The organism is Aeromonas sp. 600276 (assembly GCF_049175815.1).
GTDB lineage: Bacteria > Pseudomonadota > Gammaproteobacteria > Enterobacterales > Aeromonadaceae > Aeromonas > Aeromonas dhakensis.
Genome location: NZ_JAAKVU010000030.1, coordinates 1 through 18135, shown reverse-complemented (window position 1 = coordinate 18135; position 18135 = coordinate 1). Strand labels below are relative to the sequence as shown.

Annotated in this window: 18 protein-coding genes and 2 tRNA genes; 12 read left to right on the top strand and 8 right to left on the bottom strand. The window is 64.8% G+C overall.

Annotated elements, in window-relative coordinates; all coding sequences use genetic code 11:
- Nucleotides 1-117 precede the first annotated feature (117 nt).
- Together G5134_RS20475 and G5134_RS20470 are read right to left on the bottom strand one after the other, a co-directional pair.
- Entirely contained in the window at nucleotides 118-510 is a 393-nt protein-coding gene (locus G5134_RS20475; RefSeq protein WP_065017692.1) for an NUDIX hydrolase, read from the bottom strand.
- Entirely contained in the window at nucleotides 507-1079 is a 573-nt protein-coding gene (locus G5134_RS20470) for a class IV adenylate cyclase (RefSeq protein ID WP_065017691.1), read from the bottom strand. Before G5134_RS20470 ends, G5134_RS20475 begins: the two co-directional genes overlap by 4 nt.
- Nucleotides 1080-1436: 357 nt before the next feature.
- On the opposite strand from G5134_RS20470, the gene G5134_RS20465 reads away from it, so the two are divergent.
- From G5134_RS20465 to G5134_RS20455, 3 genes are all read left to right on the top strand, one after another.
- Complete coding sequence (locus G5134_RS20465; RefSeq protein WP_029305911.1) at nucleotides 1437-2282, top strand: DUF5718 family protein; 846 nt, start codon at nucleotides 1437-1439, stop codon at nucleotides 2280-2282.
- Nucleotides 2283-2376: 94 nt separating this feature from the next.
- On the top strand, nucleotides 2377-2868 hold the full coding sequence (locus G5134_RS20460; protein ID WP_005300456.1) for a GNAT family N-acetyltransferase: 492 nt from the start codon (nucleotides 2377-2379) through the stop codon (nucleotides 2866-2868).
- A 7-nt stretch (nucleotides 2869-2875) separates the two neighbouring features.
- On the top strand, nucleotides 2876-3340 hold the full coding sequence (locus tag G5134_RS20455) for an acetyltransferase (RefSeq protein ID WP_065017690.1): 465 nt from the start codon (nucleotides 2876-2878) through the stop codon (nucleotides 3338-3340).
- Between the two features lie 51 nt (nucleotides 3341-3391).
- Here G5134_RS20455 and G5134_RS20450 read toward each other — a convergent pair whose 3' ends face one another.
- Both G5134_RS20450 and G5134_RS20445 read right to left on the bottom strand, forming a co-directional pair.
- Nucleotides 3392-4777, bottom strand: coding sequence for a DEAD/DEAH box helicase (locus G5134_RS20450; protein WP_017780180.1), 1386 nt, complete (start codon nucleotides 4775-4777; stop codon nucleotides 3392-3394).
- 160 nt (nucleotides 4778-4937) lie between these two features.
- Nucleotides 4938-5414 (bottom strand): glutathione peroxidase, encoded by a 477-nt coding sequence (locus G5134_RS20445; protein ID WP_065017689.1) that lies wholly within the window; start codon nucleotides 5412-5414, stop codon nucleotides 4938-4940.
- Between the two features lie 264 nt (nucleotides 5415-5678).
- Between G5134_RS20445 and G5134_RS20440 the strand changes: the two genes are divergently transcribed.
- Both G5134_RS20440 and G5134_RS20435 read left to right on the top strand, forming a co-directional pair.
- Nucleotides 5679-6287, top strand: coding sequence for a 2OG-Fe(II) oxygenase (locus tag G5134_RS20440; protein WP_019838799.1), 609 nt, complete (start codon nucleotides 5679-5681; stop codon nucleotides 6285-6287).
- A 200-nt stretch (nucleotides 6288-6487) separates the two neighbouring features.
- A complete protein-coding gene (locus G5134_RS20435; RefSeq protein WP_065017688.1) occupies nucleotides 6488-7477 on the top strand; it encodes a D-alanine--D-alanine ligase in 990 nt (329 codons plus the stop codon).
- 62 nt (nucleotides 7478-7539) lie between these two features.
- On the opposite strand, the gene G5134_RS20430 is transcribed toward G5134_RS20435, so the two are convergent.
- Nucleotides 7540-7953 carry a VOC family protein gene (locus tag G5134_RS20430; protein ID WP_065017687.1) on the bottom strand — a complete coding sequence of 138 codons (414 nt, stop codon included), beginning with the start codon at nucleotides 7951-7953 and terminating at the stop codon, nucleotides 7540-7542.
- Between the two features lie 166 nt (nucleotides 7954-8119).
- Between G5134_RS20430 and G5134_RS20425 the strand changes: the two genes are divergently transcribed.
- Nucleotides 8120-8881 carry a tRNA-uridine aminocarboxypropyltransferase gene (locus G5134_RS20425; protein WP_065017686.1) on the top strand — a complete coding sequence of 254 codons (762 nt, stop codon included), beginning with the start codon at nucleotides 8120-8122 and terminating at the stop codon, nucleotides 8879-8881.
- A gap of 207 nt (nucleotides 8882-9088) precedes the next feature.
- Complete coding sequence (locus G5134_RS20420; RefSeq protein ID WP_065017685.1) at nucleotides 9089-9868, top strand: TSUP family transporter; 780 nt, start codon at nucleotides 9089-9091, stop codon at nucleotides 9866-9868.
- A 58-nt stretch (nucleotides 9869-9926) separates the two neighbouring features.
- Here the strand turns inward: G5134_RS20420 and G5134_RS20415 are convergent, their stop codons facing one another.
- Both G5134_RS20415 and G5134_RS20410 read right to left on the bottom strand, forming a co-directional pair.
- Nucleotides 9927-10790, bottom strand: coding sequence for a LysR family transcriptional regulator (locus G5134_RS20415; protein WP_065017684.1), 864 nt, complete (start codon nucleotides 10788-10790; stop codon nucleotides 9927-9929).
- A gap of 52 nt (nucleotides 10791-10842) precedes the next feature.
- Nucleotides 10843-11760 carry a DMT family transporter gene (locus G5134_RS20410; protein ID WP_065017683.1) on the bottom strand — a complete coding sequence of 306 codons (918 nt, stop codon included), beginning with the start codon at nucleotides 11758-11760 and terminating at the stop codon, nucleotides 10843-10845.
- Nucleotides 11761-11927: 167 nt separating this feature from the next.
- On the opposite strand from G5134_RS20410, the gene G5134_RS20405 reads away from it, so the two are divergent.
- The 3 genes from G5134_RS20405 (at nucleotide 11928) to G5134_RS20395 (ending at nucleotide 15551) form a co-directional block, all read left to right on the top strand.
- Nucleotides 11928-12815: a helix-turn-helix domain-containing protein gene (locus tag G5134_RS20405; protein ID WP_065017682.1), complete on the top strand. Its 888-nt coding sequence runs from the start codon at nucleotides 11928-11930 to the stop codon at nucleotides 12813-12815.
- 261 nt (nucleotides 12816-13076) lie between these two features.
- Nucleotides 13077-14714, top strand: coding sequence for an ATP-dependent endonuclease (locus G5134_RS20400; RefSeq protein WP_005300490.1), 1638 nt, complete (start codon nucleotides 13077-13079; stop codon nucleotides 14712-14714).
- 117 nt (nucleotides 14715-14831) lie between these two features.
- Complete coding sequence (locus G5134_RS20395; protein WP_017780170.1) at nucleotides 14832-15551, top strand: hypothetical protein; 720 nt, start codon at nucleotides 14832-14834, stop codon at nucleotides 15549-15551.
- Between the two features lie 82 nt (nucleotides 15552-15633).
- On the opposite strand, the gene glgX is transcribed toward G5134_RS20395, so the two are convergent.
- The gene (gene glgX, locus G5134_RS20390) at nucleotides 15634-17697 is read right to left on the bottom strand and encodes a glycogen debranching protein GlgX (RefSeq protein WP_065017681.1); all 2064 of its coding nucleotides are present in this window, start codon (nucleotides 17695-17697) and stop codon (nucleotides 15634-15636) included.
- 196 nt (nucleotides 17698-17893) lie between these two features.
- Here glgX and G5134_RS20385 point away from each other — a divergent pair.
- Both G5134_RS20385 and G5134_RS20380 read left to right on the top strand, forming a co-directional pair.
- Nucleotides 17894-17970: transfer RNA gene (locus tag G5134_RS20385), tRNA-Met, on the top strand.
- A 92-nt stretch (nucleotides 17971-18062) separates the two neighbouring features.
- Nucleotides 18063-18135 (top strand) — tRNA-Met (locus G5134_RS20380).

The following is an 18135-nucleotide window of genomic DNA, read 5'->3' as shown; positions in this document are numbered from 1 at the left end:
CTGCCGCCAACGGGACTGGCGGCAGGATGACTGGCTAGACTCGCCGTTTCCGCCGCCAATTTCAAGTCGTTGCCACTCGCCGGGTGCGCCCGATCACGCCCTCCAGGCGGGTTTCCCTCAGCGGATGAGCTTCTGTTCGACCAGCCAGGCAAACAGCAGCCGGGAAACCGGGGAGATCTCGGCCAGATGGCGGCTGTCGAGCCAGCGCAGCTCGGCGATCTCCGCCGAGGCGACGGGCGTGCCGTCAGCCTCGCCGGTGTAGCAGCGCAGCTTGACGTTGACCCCGTCTTGCTTGCCGTCGGCCTGGGCGCTGAACTCGCAGGCAAACGCCAGGGTGTCGGGCTTGAGGGCCACGGCCAGCTCCTCCTCGATTTCGCGCATCAGTGCCGCTTCGTCGCTCTCTCCCGCTTCGCGCTTGCCGCCGGGAATGTAGTAGATGTGCTTGCCATGGGAGCGGGCGCAGAGCAGTTGCTGATCCTTGAAGGTCAGCCAGGCGAGTTTGTCGATCATGAACGTCTCTCTGGTGATGGGGTGGTGGCTTGTTCGCACAGGGTGCGGTAGGAGCGGGTTTCCAGCCGTTCTGGATCCAGCCCGAGCTGGGCGGCTAGGGCCAGCAGTTGCTGGCGATAGCACGGCAGCAGGGCCTCGTCATCGGTCATGATGGCCAGCTCGGCAAAATCGCCGAGTTCTGCCAGGTGATCCAGGGTGACATGGAAGGGGCCGACGAAATAGATGCTGCGCACTTTGCGAAGGGTCAGTATCGGCTGGTAACCCAGGGTGTGCAGCATGCTGATGGCCTTGCCGGCGTCGGTGATGTTGACCGCCTCACAGCGATCGGGTTCGGGCCCCTTCACGATCCAGAGCCGGATGCCGGAGGGCTGCATGGCGCGGATCAGCAGGCTCTTGCCCGCCGCGCTCAGGCTGCGGTCCGGGGTGTCGAAGTAGGTGTCCTGCTCCTGGTTGCGCTCCAGCATCACCTCGGGATTGAGGGCGGCGAGGGCCGTGGTGAAGGCCTCGACATCGCCGAGCCTGTATTTGAACTCGACCTCGAAGCGGCCCTGAAAGTGCTGTGCTGACATCGACAGGCATCCTTGAATGTGCGGATTGGCATGGCGGGCAGCCTAGCAAAGTTGGCGGGCTGGCCCAAGGGGCAAGGCGGCAGGATGTGGAAACGATCTGTTTCCGGGGCGCAGGGTTGATCAATGCGCCGCTTGTTGCCGTGATCAAGGGCAGGCGCCACACACGGTCGAGTGAGTTTGGGCATGGCGATTGTTCACAAGCTCGCCGAGCGGCCGGCAAAAGTTCGCGCTGGCGCACAGGATGGGGCGTGCAGGCTGGGCGAGGGCAGACCCCTGTGTTTTAATCCTCGCCACGTTTGCGGCAGCCGCCCCGTGCCGGGCCGCTGCCTTCGCTTTGGCAAGATGCAGGTGAGCAAGATGCAAGTGACAGCAGAGAGCAAGTTTATCGGACTCGGGGTGGCGGGCAACTTCGCCGGTCATCTGGAGCAGGCCGGCGAGGCCTCGGATTTCGTGGCGGTGGTGGTGCGCGACACCAGCGCTCCCAAGGCGCTGTTCCCCTTCTACGTGCCGGGCCACCCCGGCCAGCTCGGCGTCTTCCCCTTGAGCGGCGATGCCATCTTCTTGCCGGAAGCGGCGGTGAGCGGCGATGAGAAAGTGCAGATAGAGCCGGAAGTGGCGCTCTGGTGCGAGCTGGAGTACGCGGGGGAGCAGGTGGTGGCCATCCACCCGCGCGCCTTTGGTGCCTACAACGACTGCTCCATCCGCCGTCCCAACGCCAGAAAGATCAGCGAGAAGAAAAACTGGGGTGAAGAGAGCAAGGGGCTGGCCCCCGCGTTGTTGCCCCTTTCCCACTTCGCCGCCGGCTGCGAGCTCGATGACTACCGCATCGCCTGCTATCTGGAGCGGGACGGTGAGCTGCACCCCTACGGGGTCGACAGCGCGGCGGTGGATTACAGCTATTTCCACGGCCAGCTGCTGACATGGGCCATCGACAAGTTCAACCATCAGCAGGACGAGGGGCCGGCCGAGCACATCCAGGGGCTGCTGGCCCAGGCCGGGCGCCCGGCTCATGCCCTCATCAGCATCGGGGCCACCCGCTATACCCCGTTTGGCGAGACTCACTTCCTGAGGCCCGGCGACACCGCCTGCGTGCTGCTCTATCCGGCCAGCCGCTACGACGAGGCGGCGATCCGCGAGGCCATCAGGGCTCGCCGCTTCGGACCGGACATGTCGGTACTGCTGCAGGCGGTCAAGACCCGCTGAGGCGCGTTTGCCGATTTGCAGGGATGGTGCCCCCGAGGTTTGCGACCCTCGTCCAGGGTGGCGGTGTGTCGCCATGGTTCAAGGAGAAGGAAGGATGACGCTCATAAGGTGCTGTACCCCGCAGGATATGACCGGCCTGATGGCACTCTATCGGGAGTTGCGCCCCCATGACCCCGCGCTTGCGCCGGACGCTGTCCGCACGGCGCTGACGGCCCTGCTGACTCAGCCGCACCTTCACCTGCTGGTGGCGGAGGTGGATGGCCAGCTGGCCGCCACCTGCCAGCTTGGCGTGGTCGCGACCCTGACCAACGGTGGCCGGCCGTTTGGCATCATAGAGCACGTGGTGACGGCCTCTGCGTTTCGGCGCCGGGGCATCAGTCGGCAGTTGCTGAGCCATGCGCTTGAGCTTGCCTGGCAGCAGGATTGCTACAAGGTGATGCTGCTGTCGGGGGAGGGGCGCGATGAAGCCCACCGTCTCTATGAAAGGCTGGGCTTCAAGGCCGGCATCGAGAAGGGGTTTGTCCTCAAGCAGGTCGACGCCATGGCGACGACCGGACAGGCCCCGAACAATCAAGCGATTGAGTGAGCACGATATGAGACTGGAGCAGGCATCGCGCGGGGATTATCAGGCCCTGATCGCGCTGTGGGAGGCGTCGGTGCGCGCCACTCACCACTTTTTGCCGGAGGAGGAGATTGCGCCTCTGCGCGAGCTCATCCTGGAACATTACTTTGACGCCGTGGCCCTCACCTGCGCCCGCAGCGAGCAGGGGATCGCCGGCTTTTGCGGGGTGCACGAGGGCAATATCGAGATGCTCTTCATCGACCCCGCCCTGCGCGGGGGCGGGGTGGGTCGCCTGCTGGTGGCCGATGCCATCGCCCGGCTGGGGGCGACCCGGGTGGACGTCAATGAGCAAAATGAGCAGGCGCTCGGTTTTTATCGCCACCTGGGCTTCGCGGTGGTGGGCCGCTCGGCGCTGGACGGGCAGGGCAGACCCTATCCGTTGCTGCACATGTCCATTGCGACAGAGGGCACTGACAGGCCAGTGACGCAATCATGAAAAAAACCGCCCTCAGGCGGTTTTTTGTTATGACGGGTTCAGGACTGTGTCTTACTCCTCGTTGGAGTTGTCCTGATAGTCGCCGCGCTGGGCCTTGGGCAGGCGGCGCATGGGGGCAAAGCCGATATCCTCGCCCACCACTTCCCGCTTGCGCGCCGGGGCGGGCTTCTTGCCGCCATCGCTCTTTGCCTTGCTCTTGCCTGCAGCGGATTTGCCGTTGCCGCCCTTGGCATTGGCGGCACCACGGGCGCGCGGCGGATTTTGTACCGGCTTGCTGCCGGGCAGGGTCTGCCGGCTCGGTTTGCCGCTGGGCTCATAGCCGTCCAGGATCTCGACGGAGAGGGATTGGCCGATCAGCGCCTCGATGGCCTTGAGCTGACCCAGCTCGTCCTGGCTCACCAGCGAGATGGCCTCGCCGCCACGACCGGCGCGGCCGGTGCGGCCGATGCGGTGGATGTAATCCTCCGCCATCTGGGGCAGCTCGAAGTTGATCACGTGGGGCAGCTGATCGATGTCCAGACCCCGGGCGGCGATGTCGGTCGCCACCAGCACTCGCACCTTGCCCTCGCGAAAATCCGCCAACGCCCGGTTGCGGGCACCCTGGCTCTTGTCGCCGTGAATGGCGACGGTATCCAGGCCATCCTTTTGCATCTGCTGGGCGAGCCTGTCGGCAATCTGCTTGGTGCGTACGAACACCAGTACCCGCTGCCAGTTGCCGCGGCCAATCATGTGGGAGAGCAGCTCGCGGCGCCGTTCCCGGTCGACCTGGATGATGCGCTGGGTCACCTGTTCGGCGGCGGTGTTGCTGGGGTCGACCTCGATCAGGGTCGGGTCGTTCAGCAGATCGTCCGCCAGCGCCTTGATGTCGTCCGAGAAGGTGGCGGAGAAGAGCAGGGTCTGCCGCTCGGCGGGCAGGGCCTTCATGATGCGGCGGATGTCGTGGATGAAGCCCATGTCGAGCATGCGATCCGCCTCATCCAGCACCAGCACTTCCAGCTCGGTCAGGGTCAGGGCGCCCTGGGTCAGCAGATCCAGCAAGCGGCCCGGGGTGGCCACCAGGATGTCGATGCCGAGCTTGATGGCGTCCAGATTGGGTTTGATGCTGACACCGCCGTAGGCGATCAGGGTGCGAAACGGCAGGTGGTGGGCATATTTGATGATGCTCTCGCCCACCTGGGCGGCCAGCTCGCGGGTCGGGGTGAGCACCAGGGCGCGCACCTGACGACGGCCGCGGCCATGGTTGGCCAGCAGCCGCTGCAGCATGGGCAGGGTGAAGCCGGCCGTCTTGCCTGTGCCTGTCTGGGCGCCGCCGAGCACGTCCTGCCCGGCCAGAATGGCGGGGATGGCTTGCTGCTGGATGGGGGTTGGCTGTTCGTAACCCAGCTCCTTGACGGCCCGCAGGATGTGCGGGGACAGACCCAGTTCGTTGAATGACATGTTCGAGAGAGACTCCTCTGGTGAGCCTTGGGCTCAGCGGGTGACCGGCGCACGGGGCCGGCCACGGGATGAAAGTGATAACGGGGGCGTAATATAGCAAAAGCGCGGCCGCTGCGCAGTAGCTGTCGCACCGGCCGCTCAATTAGGCAGGTTCAGGCAATCAGAGCAGATCGCGGATGGAGGCGACCAGGTTTTCCGGTTTGGTGGTGGGGGCAAAGCGGTCCACCACCTGACCATCCCGGTCGATCAGGAACTTGGTGAAGTTCCACTTGACGTTCTCCAGCCCCAGCAGACCCGGCTTCTCCTTCTTGAGCCACTGATAGAAGGGGTGGGCCTGTTCGCCGTTGACCTCGCACTTGGCCATGATGGGGAAGCTGACCGGATAGTCGAGGGAGCAGAAACGGGCGATCTCCTCGGCATCGCCCGGCTCCTGGTGGCCGAACTGATCGCAGGGGAAGCCCAGGATGACCAGCCCCTCGGGCCCCAGCTCCCGATAGAGTGCCTCCAGCCCCGTGTATTGAGGGGTAAAGCCGCAGCGGCTGGCCACGTTGACCACCAGAATGACCTGGCCCGCGAGGGAGGCGAGCGGCAGTTCACTGCCGTCGAGGCGTTGCAGGGTGAGTTCGGGCAAAGACATGAAAGACTCCTTTGAGTGGGCCCATTCAGGGCACATTGCACCACGTTAACGGGGGCGGCGGCGGGGAGCAAGCCGGAGTGCTCCCTTGCTGGGAGCAGATTGAGTGCGCCGGATCACAGAGTGGCGATCGGGTCGAGATAATGGGGGTCTTGGCGGCCCGGATGGCGTATTGATGGTGGGACTTCTCAAGAGAAGCAAACCGGTTTGTGTCTTGGCCGGGAAGTCGCTAAAAAGCGCCCTCTTTCCACTTGTTGCGAGTCAATCTTGGACTATCAAGCCGTCATGGACGCCATATACACCCGGGGATGGGTGATAGTGGATGATTTTTTAACCGCCGCCGAGGTGGATGCCCTCAGGGCCTGTCTGCCGGACGAGTGGCGACCGGCGGGGATCGGCCGCGATACCCTGCATCAGGACAACCGCGATATTCGCCGGGATCAGATCCACTGGCTCGACGCCTCCCTCGGCGCGCCGGTGGCCGATTACCTCGCACGGATGGAGGCGCTGCGGCTGGCCGCCAACCGGATGCTGATGCTGGGGTTGTTCGACTACGAGGCCCACTTTGCCCGCTACCGCAGCGGTGACTTCTATGCCACCCATCGCGACGCCTTCGCCGGGCGCTCCAACCGCCGCCTCACCTCGGTGTTTTACTTGAACAACGACTGGCAGCCAGAGGCGGGCGGGGTGCTGCGCATGTACGGTGACGACGAGCAGTTTCTGATGGACGTCTCGCCCCGGGGCGGGCGACTGGTGCTGTTTCTATCCGAAGAGTTCCCCCACGAGGTGCTGCCCGCCAACCAGGAGCGCTACAGCATCGCCGGCTGGTTTCGGGTCAACGGCAGCGGCAATGGCCGGCTCGATCCGCCGCGCTGAGCTCTTTTCATCCAATTTCTGACACAGGCGAGAATTTTTATGGCTCTTGTCGGCGGATGGGGCGCCCATCGGCTGACAAGGCTCGATCTCCCTTGCTACACTGGCCCGCACTTATCTTCGTATCTGGCTTCGTCCGGTTTTAATGCGGTTGGGTTTTAAATGGTGATGGCGAAGCCGCTTTTCCCAAGGGATCACATCTAATGAAGAACATCCATGTCTTGCTGCTGTGTGGCGGCGGTGGCTCCGAACACGAAGTCTCGCTGCGCAGTGCCAATTTCCTCGAAAAACAGCTCTCTCTCCTGCCCGGCGTGGAAGTGACCCGGGTCGAGATGTTTGCCGACCGCTGGCTCAGCGCCGACGGCCGCGAGTGCAAGCTGGGGCTGGACAAGCTGCTCTCTTTCGACAGCGTGGCCCGTCCGGTGGATTACGTGGTGCCCTGTATCCACGGCTACCCGGGTGAGACCGGCGATCTGCAATCCTTCCTCGAGCTGGCCGGCCTGCCTTACCTCGGCTGCGACGCCGAGGCGAGCAAGGTGTGCTTCAACAAGATCACCACCAAGCTGTGGCTCACCGCCCTCGGCATCCCCAACACCCCTTATCTGTTCCTGACCGAGCAGGGTGAGGCGAGCCTGACCGAAGCGAAAGCGGCGCTGGCCAAATGGGGCAAGGTCTTCATCAAGGCGGCCTCCCAGGGCTCTTCCGTCGGCTGCTACTCCGCCAGCAACGAAGCGGATCTGGTGAAGAGCATTGCCGATGCCTTCGGTTACTCCGAGCAGGTACTGATCGAAAAAGCGGTCAAGCCGCGCGAGCTGGAAGTGGCGGTCTACCAGTACGGTGACGAGCTGGTGGCTACCTACCCGGGCGAGATCTGCGTGCCGCAGGACAAGTTCTACACCTATGAAGAGAAGTACAGCAGCGCCAGCCACACCGAGACCGCGCTGCGTGCCGAGGGGCTGACCCAGGCCCAGGCCGATGCCATTCACGAGTACGCCCTCAAGGCGTTCCGTCAGCTCAAACTGACTCACCTGTCGCGCATCGACTTCTTCCTGACCGAAGAGGGGGAGATCCTGCTGAACGAAATCAACACCTTCCCGGGCATGACCTCCATCTCCATGTTCCCGAAACTGCTGGAGCATCACGGCCACAGCTTCGCGCACTATCTGGAGCAGATCCTGCGCAAGGCGGTCTGATGGCTTGCCGAACGTAACAGAGGGGCCCGCGGGCCCCTCTGTCGTTGTTGTGGTGGGCGATGTCACATGGGGTCAGCGGTGAACAGCCAGATGTGCGCCCCTTGCGGATCCGCAATCAGGGCCATGCGCCCGACCCCCGGGATGTTCATGGCGGGCACCACCACGGTGCCGCCGTGCTGGTTGACCCTGAGCACCCTGGCATCTACGTCATCCACCGCGATATAGGTTGCCCAGTGGGGTGGTACGCCGGCCATCTCGGGATTGCCCCGGGTGCCCTGCACGCCGGCGATCGGCCTGCCATTGGCAACCAGCATGGGGTAGTCGCCGCCTTCCATCGCCATGGTCTGGCTCTCCCAGCCGAGCACCTCGGTGTAGAAACGGATCCCGGCCTCGGCATCGGGGAGATAGAGCTCGTGCCAGGTGAAGGTAGTGCCTTCGGCCAGGGCGTGCTCGCGGGCAATGTCTTGTTCTGCCATCGTCGTCCTCCTGTGTCCCATGCGTGGGTGCATGGATTGACGCCCAAGTATCAAAGAGGCGTGGCATCCCGGCTTGCCCCAGATGGGGGGCCTTGCTGCGCAGAGGGCGCGCCGTTACAATCTGCCCCCTTTTGTCCCGCCACAGGCACCGTCAGAGCCGCGTTCCATGAAGCCAATCCCCGATCACGCCGTCAATCGCCTGCGCATCTGGCGCAAGAGCGTCTCGACCCGACCCTTTCTCGCCCGTGGCGGCAGCGTGCCGCGCTGCGAAGCCTGTCAGCTGCGCCACGACTGGTGTGCCTGTGAGTGGCGCCCCGAGCTCAAGGCCGAGGCCGGCTTCTGCCTGCTGATGTACGACAGCGAACCGATGAAGCCCTCCAATACCGGGCGCCTCATCGCCGATGTGCTGCCGCAGACCACCTGGGCGTTTCTCTGGTCGCGCACCCAGCCCCATCCCGAGCTGCTGGCCCTGCTGGCGGATCCCGCCTGGCAACCCTATGTGGTGTTTCCCGCCTGCGAGAAGGAGCCGGCCCGGCTCACTTCGGTGGTGACCCCGGTTCCCGGCAAGAAGCCGCTCTTCATCCTGCTGGACGGCACCTGGCCCGAGGCGCGCAAGATGTTCAACAAGAGCCCCTATCTGGACGGTTTTCCGGTGCTATCCATCAAGCCGGATGCGCTCTCCACCTATGGCATGCGAGTGGCCCACTGCGATGAGCACCTTTGCACCGCCGAGGTGGCGGCCTGCGTGCTGGAGGTGGCCGGCGAGCTGGCGGCAGGGCAGGCGCTGCAGCTGTGGTTCAATCTCTTCAGCAGCCGCTATATGGCGGGCCGGGTCAGCCGGGCCCCCGGCGAGGATGAGGCTCACCTGCAACAGGCGCTGGCCGACCTCAAGGCCGATGGGGCGACCTGCGAGTCTGACGCGGCCTGATCAAGGCGGGCGAGGGGACCGCACGCGTGCCAGCCACGTCATGGTGCACTTGATTGATGAAAATCAGGAATCAATTGCCTGCCACCGTTTCGTTGGCGTCATGAGCCAAGCCCCATTAGGATAGCGACCTGCGGTGTTTATCAGGCTCATGGCGAGCCTGCGCTGTGCGGGCCCTTGCGGGCCCCGGTCAATTTCGCGAGGCGATGGATGGAACTGGAACTCTTTACCCTGCTTGCCCTGTTTGGCGTGGCCCTGGTGGCCGGCTTCATCGATGCCATTGCCGGTGGCGGGGGCCTGCTGACGGTGCCCGCCCTGCTCGCCACCGGCATGCCGCCGGCCCTGGTGCTTGGCACCAACAAGCTGCAGAGCAGTTTCGGCTCCTTCTCCGCCACCTGGTTCTATGCCCGCAAGGGGCTGCTGGAGTGGGCCATCATCTGGCCGGCGGTCATCTGCACCTTCATCGGCGCGGCCATCGGCACCCTGGCGGTGCAGACCATAGATGCCGCCATCCTGGAGCGGCTGCTGCCCTTCCTGCTGATGGCGTTTGCCTGCTACTTCTACTTCTCCCCCCGGGTGAGCGATGCGGAGAGTCAGCGCCGCCTTACCCCCATGGTGTTCGCCCTGCTGGTGGGCGGTGGCGTGGGTTTCTATGACGGCTTCTTCGGGCCGGGGACTGGGTCGTTCTTTGCCATCGGCTTCGTGGCCCTGGCGGGCTTTGGCATGGCGCGGGCCACCGCCCACACCAAGCTGCTCAACTTCACCTCCAACATCGCCTCCCTGCTGTTCTTTACCCTGGGGGGAAAGGTGGTGTGGAGCGTCGGCCTGTGCATGGCACTGGGGCAGTTCATCGGGGCCCGCATGGGCTCCAAGCTGGTGCTCAAGAAGGGGGTCAAGCTCATCAAGCCGCTGCTGGTGACCGTCTCCCTCTTGATGTCCGTCAAGCTGGTGTGGAGCCAGTATCCCGAGCTCTTTGCCTGGCTGGGCTGACGCCTTGCACAAGGGATCATAGAGAGGGCCCGATCCGCTGGATTGGGCCCTCTTGTTTTCAGCCCCTGGAAGTCAGCTGCCGGAAATGGGCCTGCAGGGCCTGCACCAGGCGGGCGATGCGCTCACGCTTGAGGCTGTTTGGCCGATAGACCAGGTGGAGCGGGCGCCCCAGCCCCGGCAGGGGACGGGCCTGCGCCCCTTGCTCACCCACCAGGGCCAGCAGGCCGGCCGGCAGCAGCACAGGGCCAATCCCCGCCTTGGCCAGCTCGATCAGCGCCAGGTAGGAGTCGAGCTCCATGGCCGGGGTAAGGCCAAGGGCCGCCAGCGGCTCGCGCAGATAGCGGTTGGAGGGGTTGTCCAGGTCCATGGTGAGGATGGGTTGCAGCCGCTCGGCACTCTCTTCTTGGTGCTCGGACGCCGTGTCCCCTACCAGATAGAAGGGCTCTTCCAGCAGCCGCTCGGTGCACAGGCCGTGGCCGGGGGGCAGGCGCCCGGCGCAGATGCCGAGCAGGGCGTCGCCGCCGCGCACCCGGGCCAGGATCACCGGCGTATGGTGGGTGGAGAGGGCGATATAGGGATCGCACCCTAGATAGTCGTGCATGAAGCGGGCGAGGTAGCCCGCCAGCAGGGTCTCCGAGCAGGCGACGGGCAGGGGGGTCTGGTCGGTGAGGATCTGGCTGTCCGTCAGCACCCCCTTCATCTCGGCCAGACTCGGGGCCACCCGGGTGAGCAGCTCCCTGGCCTGGGGGGTGAGGCGGGTGTGGCGCCCATCCGGCTCAACGAGCTTCTTGCCAAGGCGCTGTTCCAGCTGGGCGATACGCTTGCTGACCGCCGACTGGCTGATGTAGAGGCGGCTTGCGACCTTGGCCATGGTGCCCTCGCTCGCCAGCAGGCAGAGTGTCTCCAGCCCTTCCAGTAACATGCTCTCTCCCGTCCTCGTCTGTTGAAAGCGGTTACCTTAGGGGCTGGTGGCATCAGGGGCAAGTACCGTTTGTAGCCCGTGCCAGCGGCCAGCGCCACGCCTTGACGGGCGGGGCGAAGATCACCAGGTTACCGATGAGGCTCACCACCACGCCGACCACCGACACCGGCTGCCAGACGAACCCCTCGTAGAAGGTGGACAGGGTCAGCGCCACCAGAGGGAACAGCACGGTGGCGTAGGCCGCCTTGCTGGGGCCGATGCGCCCCACCAGGGTGAGGTAGGCGGTGAAGGCGATGACGGAGCCGAAGATGGCCAGATAGACCATGGCCGCCAGGTAGCGCGGATCGGTGGGCAGCGTCAGCGACTGACCGAGCAGGGTGACCCAGCCCAGCAGCAGCGCCACGCCGTAGACCATGCCCCAGGGCACCATCTGCAGCACGTGATAGCCCTGGCGCTGGCCGCGGGCCGAGACCAGGTTGCCGAGCGAGAAGCAGAGGGTGCCACCGCAGGCAAACAGCAGCCCCTTCCAGCCGTTTGCACCCAGTTGCGCATCCGCCAGCACGGGCCAGAACAGCAGCAGGGTGCCGACGAGCCCCAGCAAGGATCCTTGCAACCAGCGCAGGCCGGGTCTTTTACCCTCGAACAGCCAGAGGTTGAGGCCGTTGAAGATGCTGGCGCTGGCGAAGATCACCGCCGACATGCCGCTCGGGATATAGAGGGTGGCGTGGTAGAAGCAGAGAAAGTTGGTGGAAAAGAGCAGGGCACCGAGCAGGGCGGCATAACGCTGGCCCGCCCAGGGCAGGCGCGGGAAACGGCCGCTCACCGTGAGCAGGGCAAACAGCGCCAGCGCCGCCAGGGCGAAACGATAGAGCACCGAGACCTCGATGGGAATGGGGCCGAGCTGCCAGGCGATGGCGATCCAGGTGCTGCCCCAGATAAGGACGGTGGCAAGATAGAGCATCAGGTTCATGGGGTATCCGGTGAGATGAGTACGACATGGGATCAGCATGCAGCGGGCGGTGGCGGCGGGCTTACACCATCTTGCGGTTTTTTACGGGCAGCCGCAGCCTTTGCCGCCGCGCCGCGTTAAGATGGCGCACAAGGGCCATCAGGCAAGTAACAAGAGGAACAGAGCGGGTGCAGCAGACTAAGCCGGCGGGAGTATTCGATGCACTGGTCAGCACGGGCGCGCGACTGGAGAACGCCTGCTGGCTGGAACCTGGCCTTGGCGTCGCCAGCTGGCGCAACTGTTACGATCAGACCCGCTATCACAAGCCGGGCCACCATACCCTGAGCGTCTACCTGCAGGGGGGTGAGCAGACCGAGCGGCTGGACGGCCCGGGTGGCCACGGCGGTACCGGCAAGGTGTGCATCATGCCGGATCACCACAGATCCGAGTGGCTGGTGCGCGAGGAGTTTCGCTTCTTCCACCTCTACTTCACCCCGGCCCACCTGACCCGCATCGCCGAAGAGGTGTGCGACAAGGAGGGGCGCCACCTGCTGCTGGAGGACAAGACCTTCATCGACGATCCGCTGGCCGCCAGCCTGGTGCAGGGCCAGCTGATGCAGCTGGACTGGCAGCACCAGGTGGACAGGATGGCGCTCTCTCACGGCGCCTGGATGCTGATGCTGCACGCCTATCGCCACCACACCCGGGAGGCGCCGCCGCTGCCCGAGGTGCGCGGCGGGTTGGCACCGGCGGTGATCCGGCGGGTGCAGGAGTACCTGCTGGCCCATCTGGCGGAGCCTGTCACCCTGGCCGAGCTGGCGCAGGAGGCGGGCCTGAGCGAATACCACTTCGCCCGCATGTTCGGCCAGAGCCTGGGCTGTCCGCCCCACCGTTACCTGCTGGGGCTGCGGCTCAAGCGGGCAAAGCAGCTGCTGGCCGGTGCCGACTCCCTGGCCAGCATCGCCGTCCAGTGCGGTTTCTCGTCCCAGGCCCACCTTGGCAACCGCTTTCGCGAGGCGTTTGGCCTGACCCCAGGTCAGTGGCGCAGCCAGCTGTCATCCTCCTGTCACAGATAAGCGGCAGATTGGTTGGCAACGAGGGGGAGCCTCGTTCCTTCAACCCGCACAGGAGATGCCCTTGAATCATCGCAAACGTCAGACTCGCACTCGCCACCTCTGGTTCAGCCACTGGAACGCCCCCCAGGGCCGACTTGCCGGCGCCACCGTCCCCGAACCGCTCGTTCCTCACAGTTCCCGCTGAAAATCGCCACGACCCGATAGGATTTTCCCGACAACTTTGCCACTATTGCGCCATCAGGATGGACTGGATATGGCCGCATGTTTCTGGAACGCATTGAAGTCAAAGGTTTTCGCGGAATAAATCGCCTCTCGCTCGGGCTGGACCACACCACAGTGCTCATCGGCGAGAACGCCTGGGGCAAGTCCAGCCTGTTGCGCGCCCTCTGGTGTCTGCTGGGCCAGGATGCCGAGCCCTACCAGTTCAGCAGCGATGACTTCCATCAGCCCGAAGATCCCGAGCTCGAGCCGGCCCGCCACCTGCAACTGGTGCTCACCTTCAGCGAGCACAGGCCCCAGATGTGCCTGCACTCCCAGCGACTGGCCCGCCTCGGCGCCGCCTGGATCAAGCACAAGGACAAGTTTCACCGCATTCACTACCGCGCCAGCGCCGAGCTGCAGAGCGATGGCTCCGTCACCACCACCCACGACTTTCTCGATGGCATCGGCAAGAGCCTGGCCATCGACAATGCCCACGAGCTGGTCTGCCTGCTCATCACCATGAACCCGGTGTTCCGGCTGCGAGATGCCCGTACCGCCCGAAGTGGGGTGGAGACCCTGCAGTGGGGGGATCTCTCCGAGCTGCGGCTGAGCGAGCTGGCCGACAAGCTGATCGACGAGCCCCAGCGCATCGGCGAGCCCGAGCTCAAGGAGGCATTGCAGGCGGTACGCCAGCTGATGGATCACTACTTCAACGCGCTGGCCCCCATCAAGAACAAGCCGCGCAGCCAGCGGGAGATCGTCAATCGCCCCATGACCCTGCGCAACCCCGGCAATCTGCAGGCGCTGCTGCGCAATGCCGACAACCGGGCGCTGCAACTGGCGATGGCGGGCATGGCGGCCACCCTGCTGCAGGCGCGGGGCAACCGGGAGCTGGAGCAGGGGGCGCGCCCCATCATGATCCTGGAAGATCCGGAGAGCCGCCTGCACCCCACCATGCTGGCACTGGCCTGGGGCCTGCTGGAACAGCTGCCGGGGCAGAAGCTGCTCACCACCAATTCGGGTGATCTGCTCTCCTCGCTGCCCCTCAACCAGATCCGCCGGCTGGTGCGCCGCCAGCAGGATATCCTCTGTCATCAATTGGGGGGCGAGCGCTACAGCAGCGACGATCTGCGCAAGATTGCCTTCCACGTGCGCATCAACCGTCCCATGTCGATGTTTGCCCGCTGCTGGCTGCTGGTGGAGGGGGAGACCGAGATCTGGCTGCTCTCCGAGCTCGCCCAGATCTGCGGTTACAGCCTGCGAGCGGAGGGGGTGCGGATCATCGAGTTCGCCCAGTGTGGTCAGTCACCCCTTATCAAGGTGGCGCGCGACTTTGGCATCGAGTGGCATCTGCTCACCGACGGCGACGAGGCGGGGGTCAAATACGCGACTTCGGCGCGCTCCCTGCTCAAGGGAGAGAGGGAGCGGGATCGGTTGACCCAGTTGCCGGCGGCGGACATAGAGCACTACCTCTACCACAACGGCTTCGAGGCGGTGTTCCGGCGTGAAGCTGGCGTCGGGGGGCGCTCGACCCTCAACGCCGGGCGCATCATCAACAAGGCGATTCACCATCGCAGCAAGCCGGGCATGGCGCTGGCGGTGGTGGAGGAGGCGGAGCGGCTCGGCGGCGAGCACATCCCGCCGGTGCTGCGCCAGATGTTCGCCCGGGTGGTGGCGCTGGCCCGCGGCCAGAGCTGAGCCCTTCGTCGCAGGCTGATGCGCGGCAGGGATTGGGGATGACGGCGGCTTTGGGTATACTCGGCCCCTTCATCCGGCGCCATCGGCGCGTTCTGAATTCTTGCTGCTGGAGGCGTCATGTTCGTCCAACTCCCTTTTTGGCTCTTTCCCCTGACCGGCCTGATGGCGCTGGGGGCCCTCATCGCCCTGGGCCTGGTGCTCTGGCGCGGTGATCTCTGCCCGGGCCAGCGCTCGCGGATCACCACCCAGCTCTTCTCGGTCTGGGTGATCACCGGCCTCTCCCTGATGCTGGCAGTGGAGGCCAAGGCGGCCGACTGGCTGATCTGGAGTGGCGGCGCCGCTCTGATCCTGGGAGTGGTGTTGTCACTGGCCCAATCCCGGCTCGAGGGAAAGCGCGCCATCCCGGCCACCCTGTTCTGGCTGCCGGCGGTGCCGCTGCTGGTCTATGGCATCGGCTTGCTGCAGATCCAGGGCTGGCTTGGCGGCCTGCTGCAGATGGTGCTGCTGGGGGCGGCCTTCGCCCATCTGATGTTGCTGCGGGCCCGTCACCGTCTGCAGGCGTTCAACACCCTGTTGCCGCTGGCCGGGCTGGTGGCCGCCATCCTGAGCCTGCTCTGGCTGGCGGTGCTGGTGGGCTGGCAGGGAAGCGGCGCAGGCCTCGACGCCCTGATCCCCGGCGTACTGACCCAGGCGGCCCTGCTGATCGCCGCCCTGCTGCTCTGGTTCAGCCCGCTCTATCGCCAGCAGGAGACGGCGCCGGTGGTGGTCTCCACCGCCCTGTGCGGCCTCATCATCGCCCAGATCGCGGCGACCAGCGTGCTGCACCAGCTGGCTTGACCGACCGGCATCATGAAAAAGCCCACCCCGGGTAACCGGGGTGGGCTTTTTGCTGGCTGTTTGCGGCCCCTGGTTGCGGCCTCTAGTAGAAGTCGTCGGCGCCGCAGATGAAGAGGCAGCTGCTGCGCGGCTGGGCCAGGTACTCCCGGGTCAGCCCCTCTAACGGCATGCCGAAGGTGCTGATGTCCTCGGGCGAGGGCAGGGCGGTATCCAGGATCCGGCGCCAGTAGCCACCGACCCCCTTGGGGGGGCTTGGCAGGTTGAAGGTGAGCGGCTCCCAGTAGGCGTTGAACAGTACATAGAGGGCCAGCCGGGTTTCGCTCGACAGGGCTGACATGGCGATGGCGTGGGAGTGAGGGCCGAAGTCCGGTTGGGCGGCGTTGACCCCGTGCCAGCAGATCTCGCTGTGGCGCAGGATCTCGGTCAGCGACAGCGGCATGCTCTCCTGCTCCGGGCGCTGGAACAGGTGTTTGCGATACTGGATCAGCTCCTTCATGAAGCGGAACATCTCCTGCCCCCTGGCATCGGGCTGCCACTGCATCCAGCAGGTGGCGTTGTCCTGGCAGTAGCCGTTGTTGTTGCCGTGCTGGCTGCGCAGCACCTCATCCCCCATCAGCAGCATGGGGGAGCCCACCGAGAGCAGGGTGGCCACCATCATGTTCTTGGCCTGACGAGTGCGCAGGGCGTTGATCTGGGGATCCTCGCTCGGCCCCTCCTGGCCGTGGTTCCAGCTGAAGTTGTGATCACAGCCATCCCGGTTCTGCTCGCCATTGGCCTCGTTGTGCTTGCCGTTGTAGCTGGTCCAGTCCCACAGGGTGAAGCCGTCGTGGCAGGTGACGAAGTTGATGCTCTTCTCCGGATCGGCGTGGTGGTAGTGGTAGATGTCCGGGCTGCCGCACAGCCGCTCCACGAACGCCATCACCGCGTTGTCATCCCCGCGCAGGAAGCGGCGCACGTCGTCCCTGAACTGGCCGTTCCACTCGCGCCAGCGGGCGCCGGCCAGGCTGCCCACCTGATAGAGGCCCCCCGCATCCCAGGCCTCGGCGATGAGCTTGATGTCGGCGATGCGGGGATCCGTGTCGATGGTGCGCAGGGTCGGTGCATTGGCCTGGGGCTGGCCCGATTCGTCCCGCGACAGGATGGCCGCCAGGTCGAAACGAAAGCCGTCCACGTGCATCTCCTGTCGCCAGAAGTGGAGGCTGTCCATGATCATGCGCAGCACCACCGGGTGGGCGCCGTTGAAGGTGTTGCCGCAGCCCGAGTAGTTGGTGTCCTTCTGATTGGCATCGAGGATGTAGTAGGCCTCGTTGTCGATGCCGCGAAAGGAGAAGGTGGGGCCATCGTCGCCCCCCTCGGCGGTGTGGTTGTAGACCACGTCCAGGATCACCTCGATGTTGGCGCGGTGCAGCGCCTTGACCATGTCGCGAAACTCGGTGAGGGGATCATCACCGCTGGCGTACTGGGCGTGGGGGGCGAAGAACGACATGGGACTGTAGCCCCAGTAGTTGGAGAGCCCCCTGGGGGCATCCTGGGGATCGAACTGGAACACCGGCAGCAGCTCGACTGCGGTGACGCCGAGGGATTGCAGGTAGGGGATCTTCTCGATGAGGCCGAGGTAGGTGCCGCGCAGGGCGGGGTCGACCCCCGAGTCCGGCGACTTGGTAAAGCCCCCCAGGTGCAGCTCGTAGATCACCGAACGGGAGAGGGAGTGGGCAGGCAGTTTGTCCCCCTCCCAGTCGTAGTTGCGGGTATCCACCACCCGGTTCTTGGCACAGCAGGCCAGGTTGCTGCCGGGGCGGGCCGCCGCCCAGCGGTCGTAGTTGGCCCCCAACTCGATGCTGCGGCCATAAGGATCCAGCAGCACCTTGTCGGCATCGAAGCGGGTGCCGTAGTAGGGGCGCCAGGGGCCCTGGATGCGATAGGCGTAGCGCTGACCCAGTCCGATCCCCTCTATATGGATGTGCCAGTAGTAGGCGGTGCGGTTGAGGCGGGGGGAGAGGGGGATCACTTCCGGCGTGGCATCGTCGGCGTCGGCAAACAGCAGCAGTTCGACCCGGCTGGCAAGACGGGCCCAGATGGCGAAGTTGACGCCGTCGTGCTCGGGTGTGGCCCCCAATTGACGGCAATGACCGGCGGAGATGCGCATGATAAACCTACCCAAAACGAGGAGTTACAAACCATCTGAGTGTAGTGCGCCAGCTTGGCCCACAAGCTGCTTGCCTGAAAAAACCGCGCTCTGTTGCAAATTCCTGCGATTTATGCCGGTTTAATCTACGAATGAAGTTTTTTTAGGATATTTACTTGCAATCTGAGCGCCGGCGCCTATTATTGGCGACCTCAGACGCGGGGTGGAGCAGCCCGGTAGCTCGTCGGGCTCATAACCCGAAGGTCGTCAGTTCAAATCTGGCCCCCGCAACCATCTGAGTTCTTGCATCAGCCTTGTTTCACAATGTGTTGATAAACAAGAGAATTCGAACAGGCTACTGCTCAGCCTGAACGAAAAAATACGGACGCGGGGTGGAGCAGCTCGGTAGCTCGTCGGGCTCATAACCCGAAGGTCGTCGGTTCAAATCCGGCCCCCGCA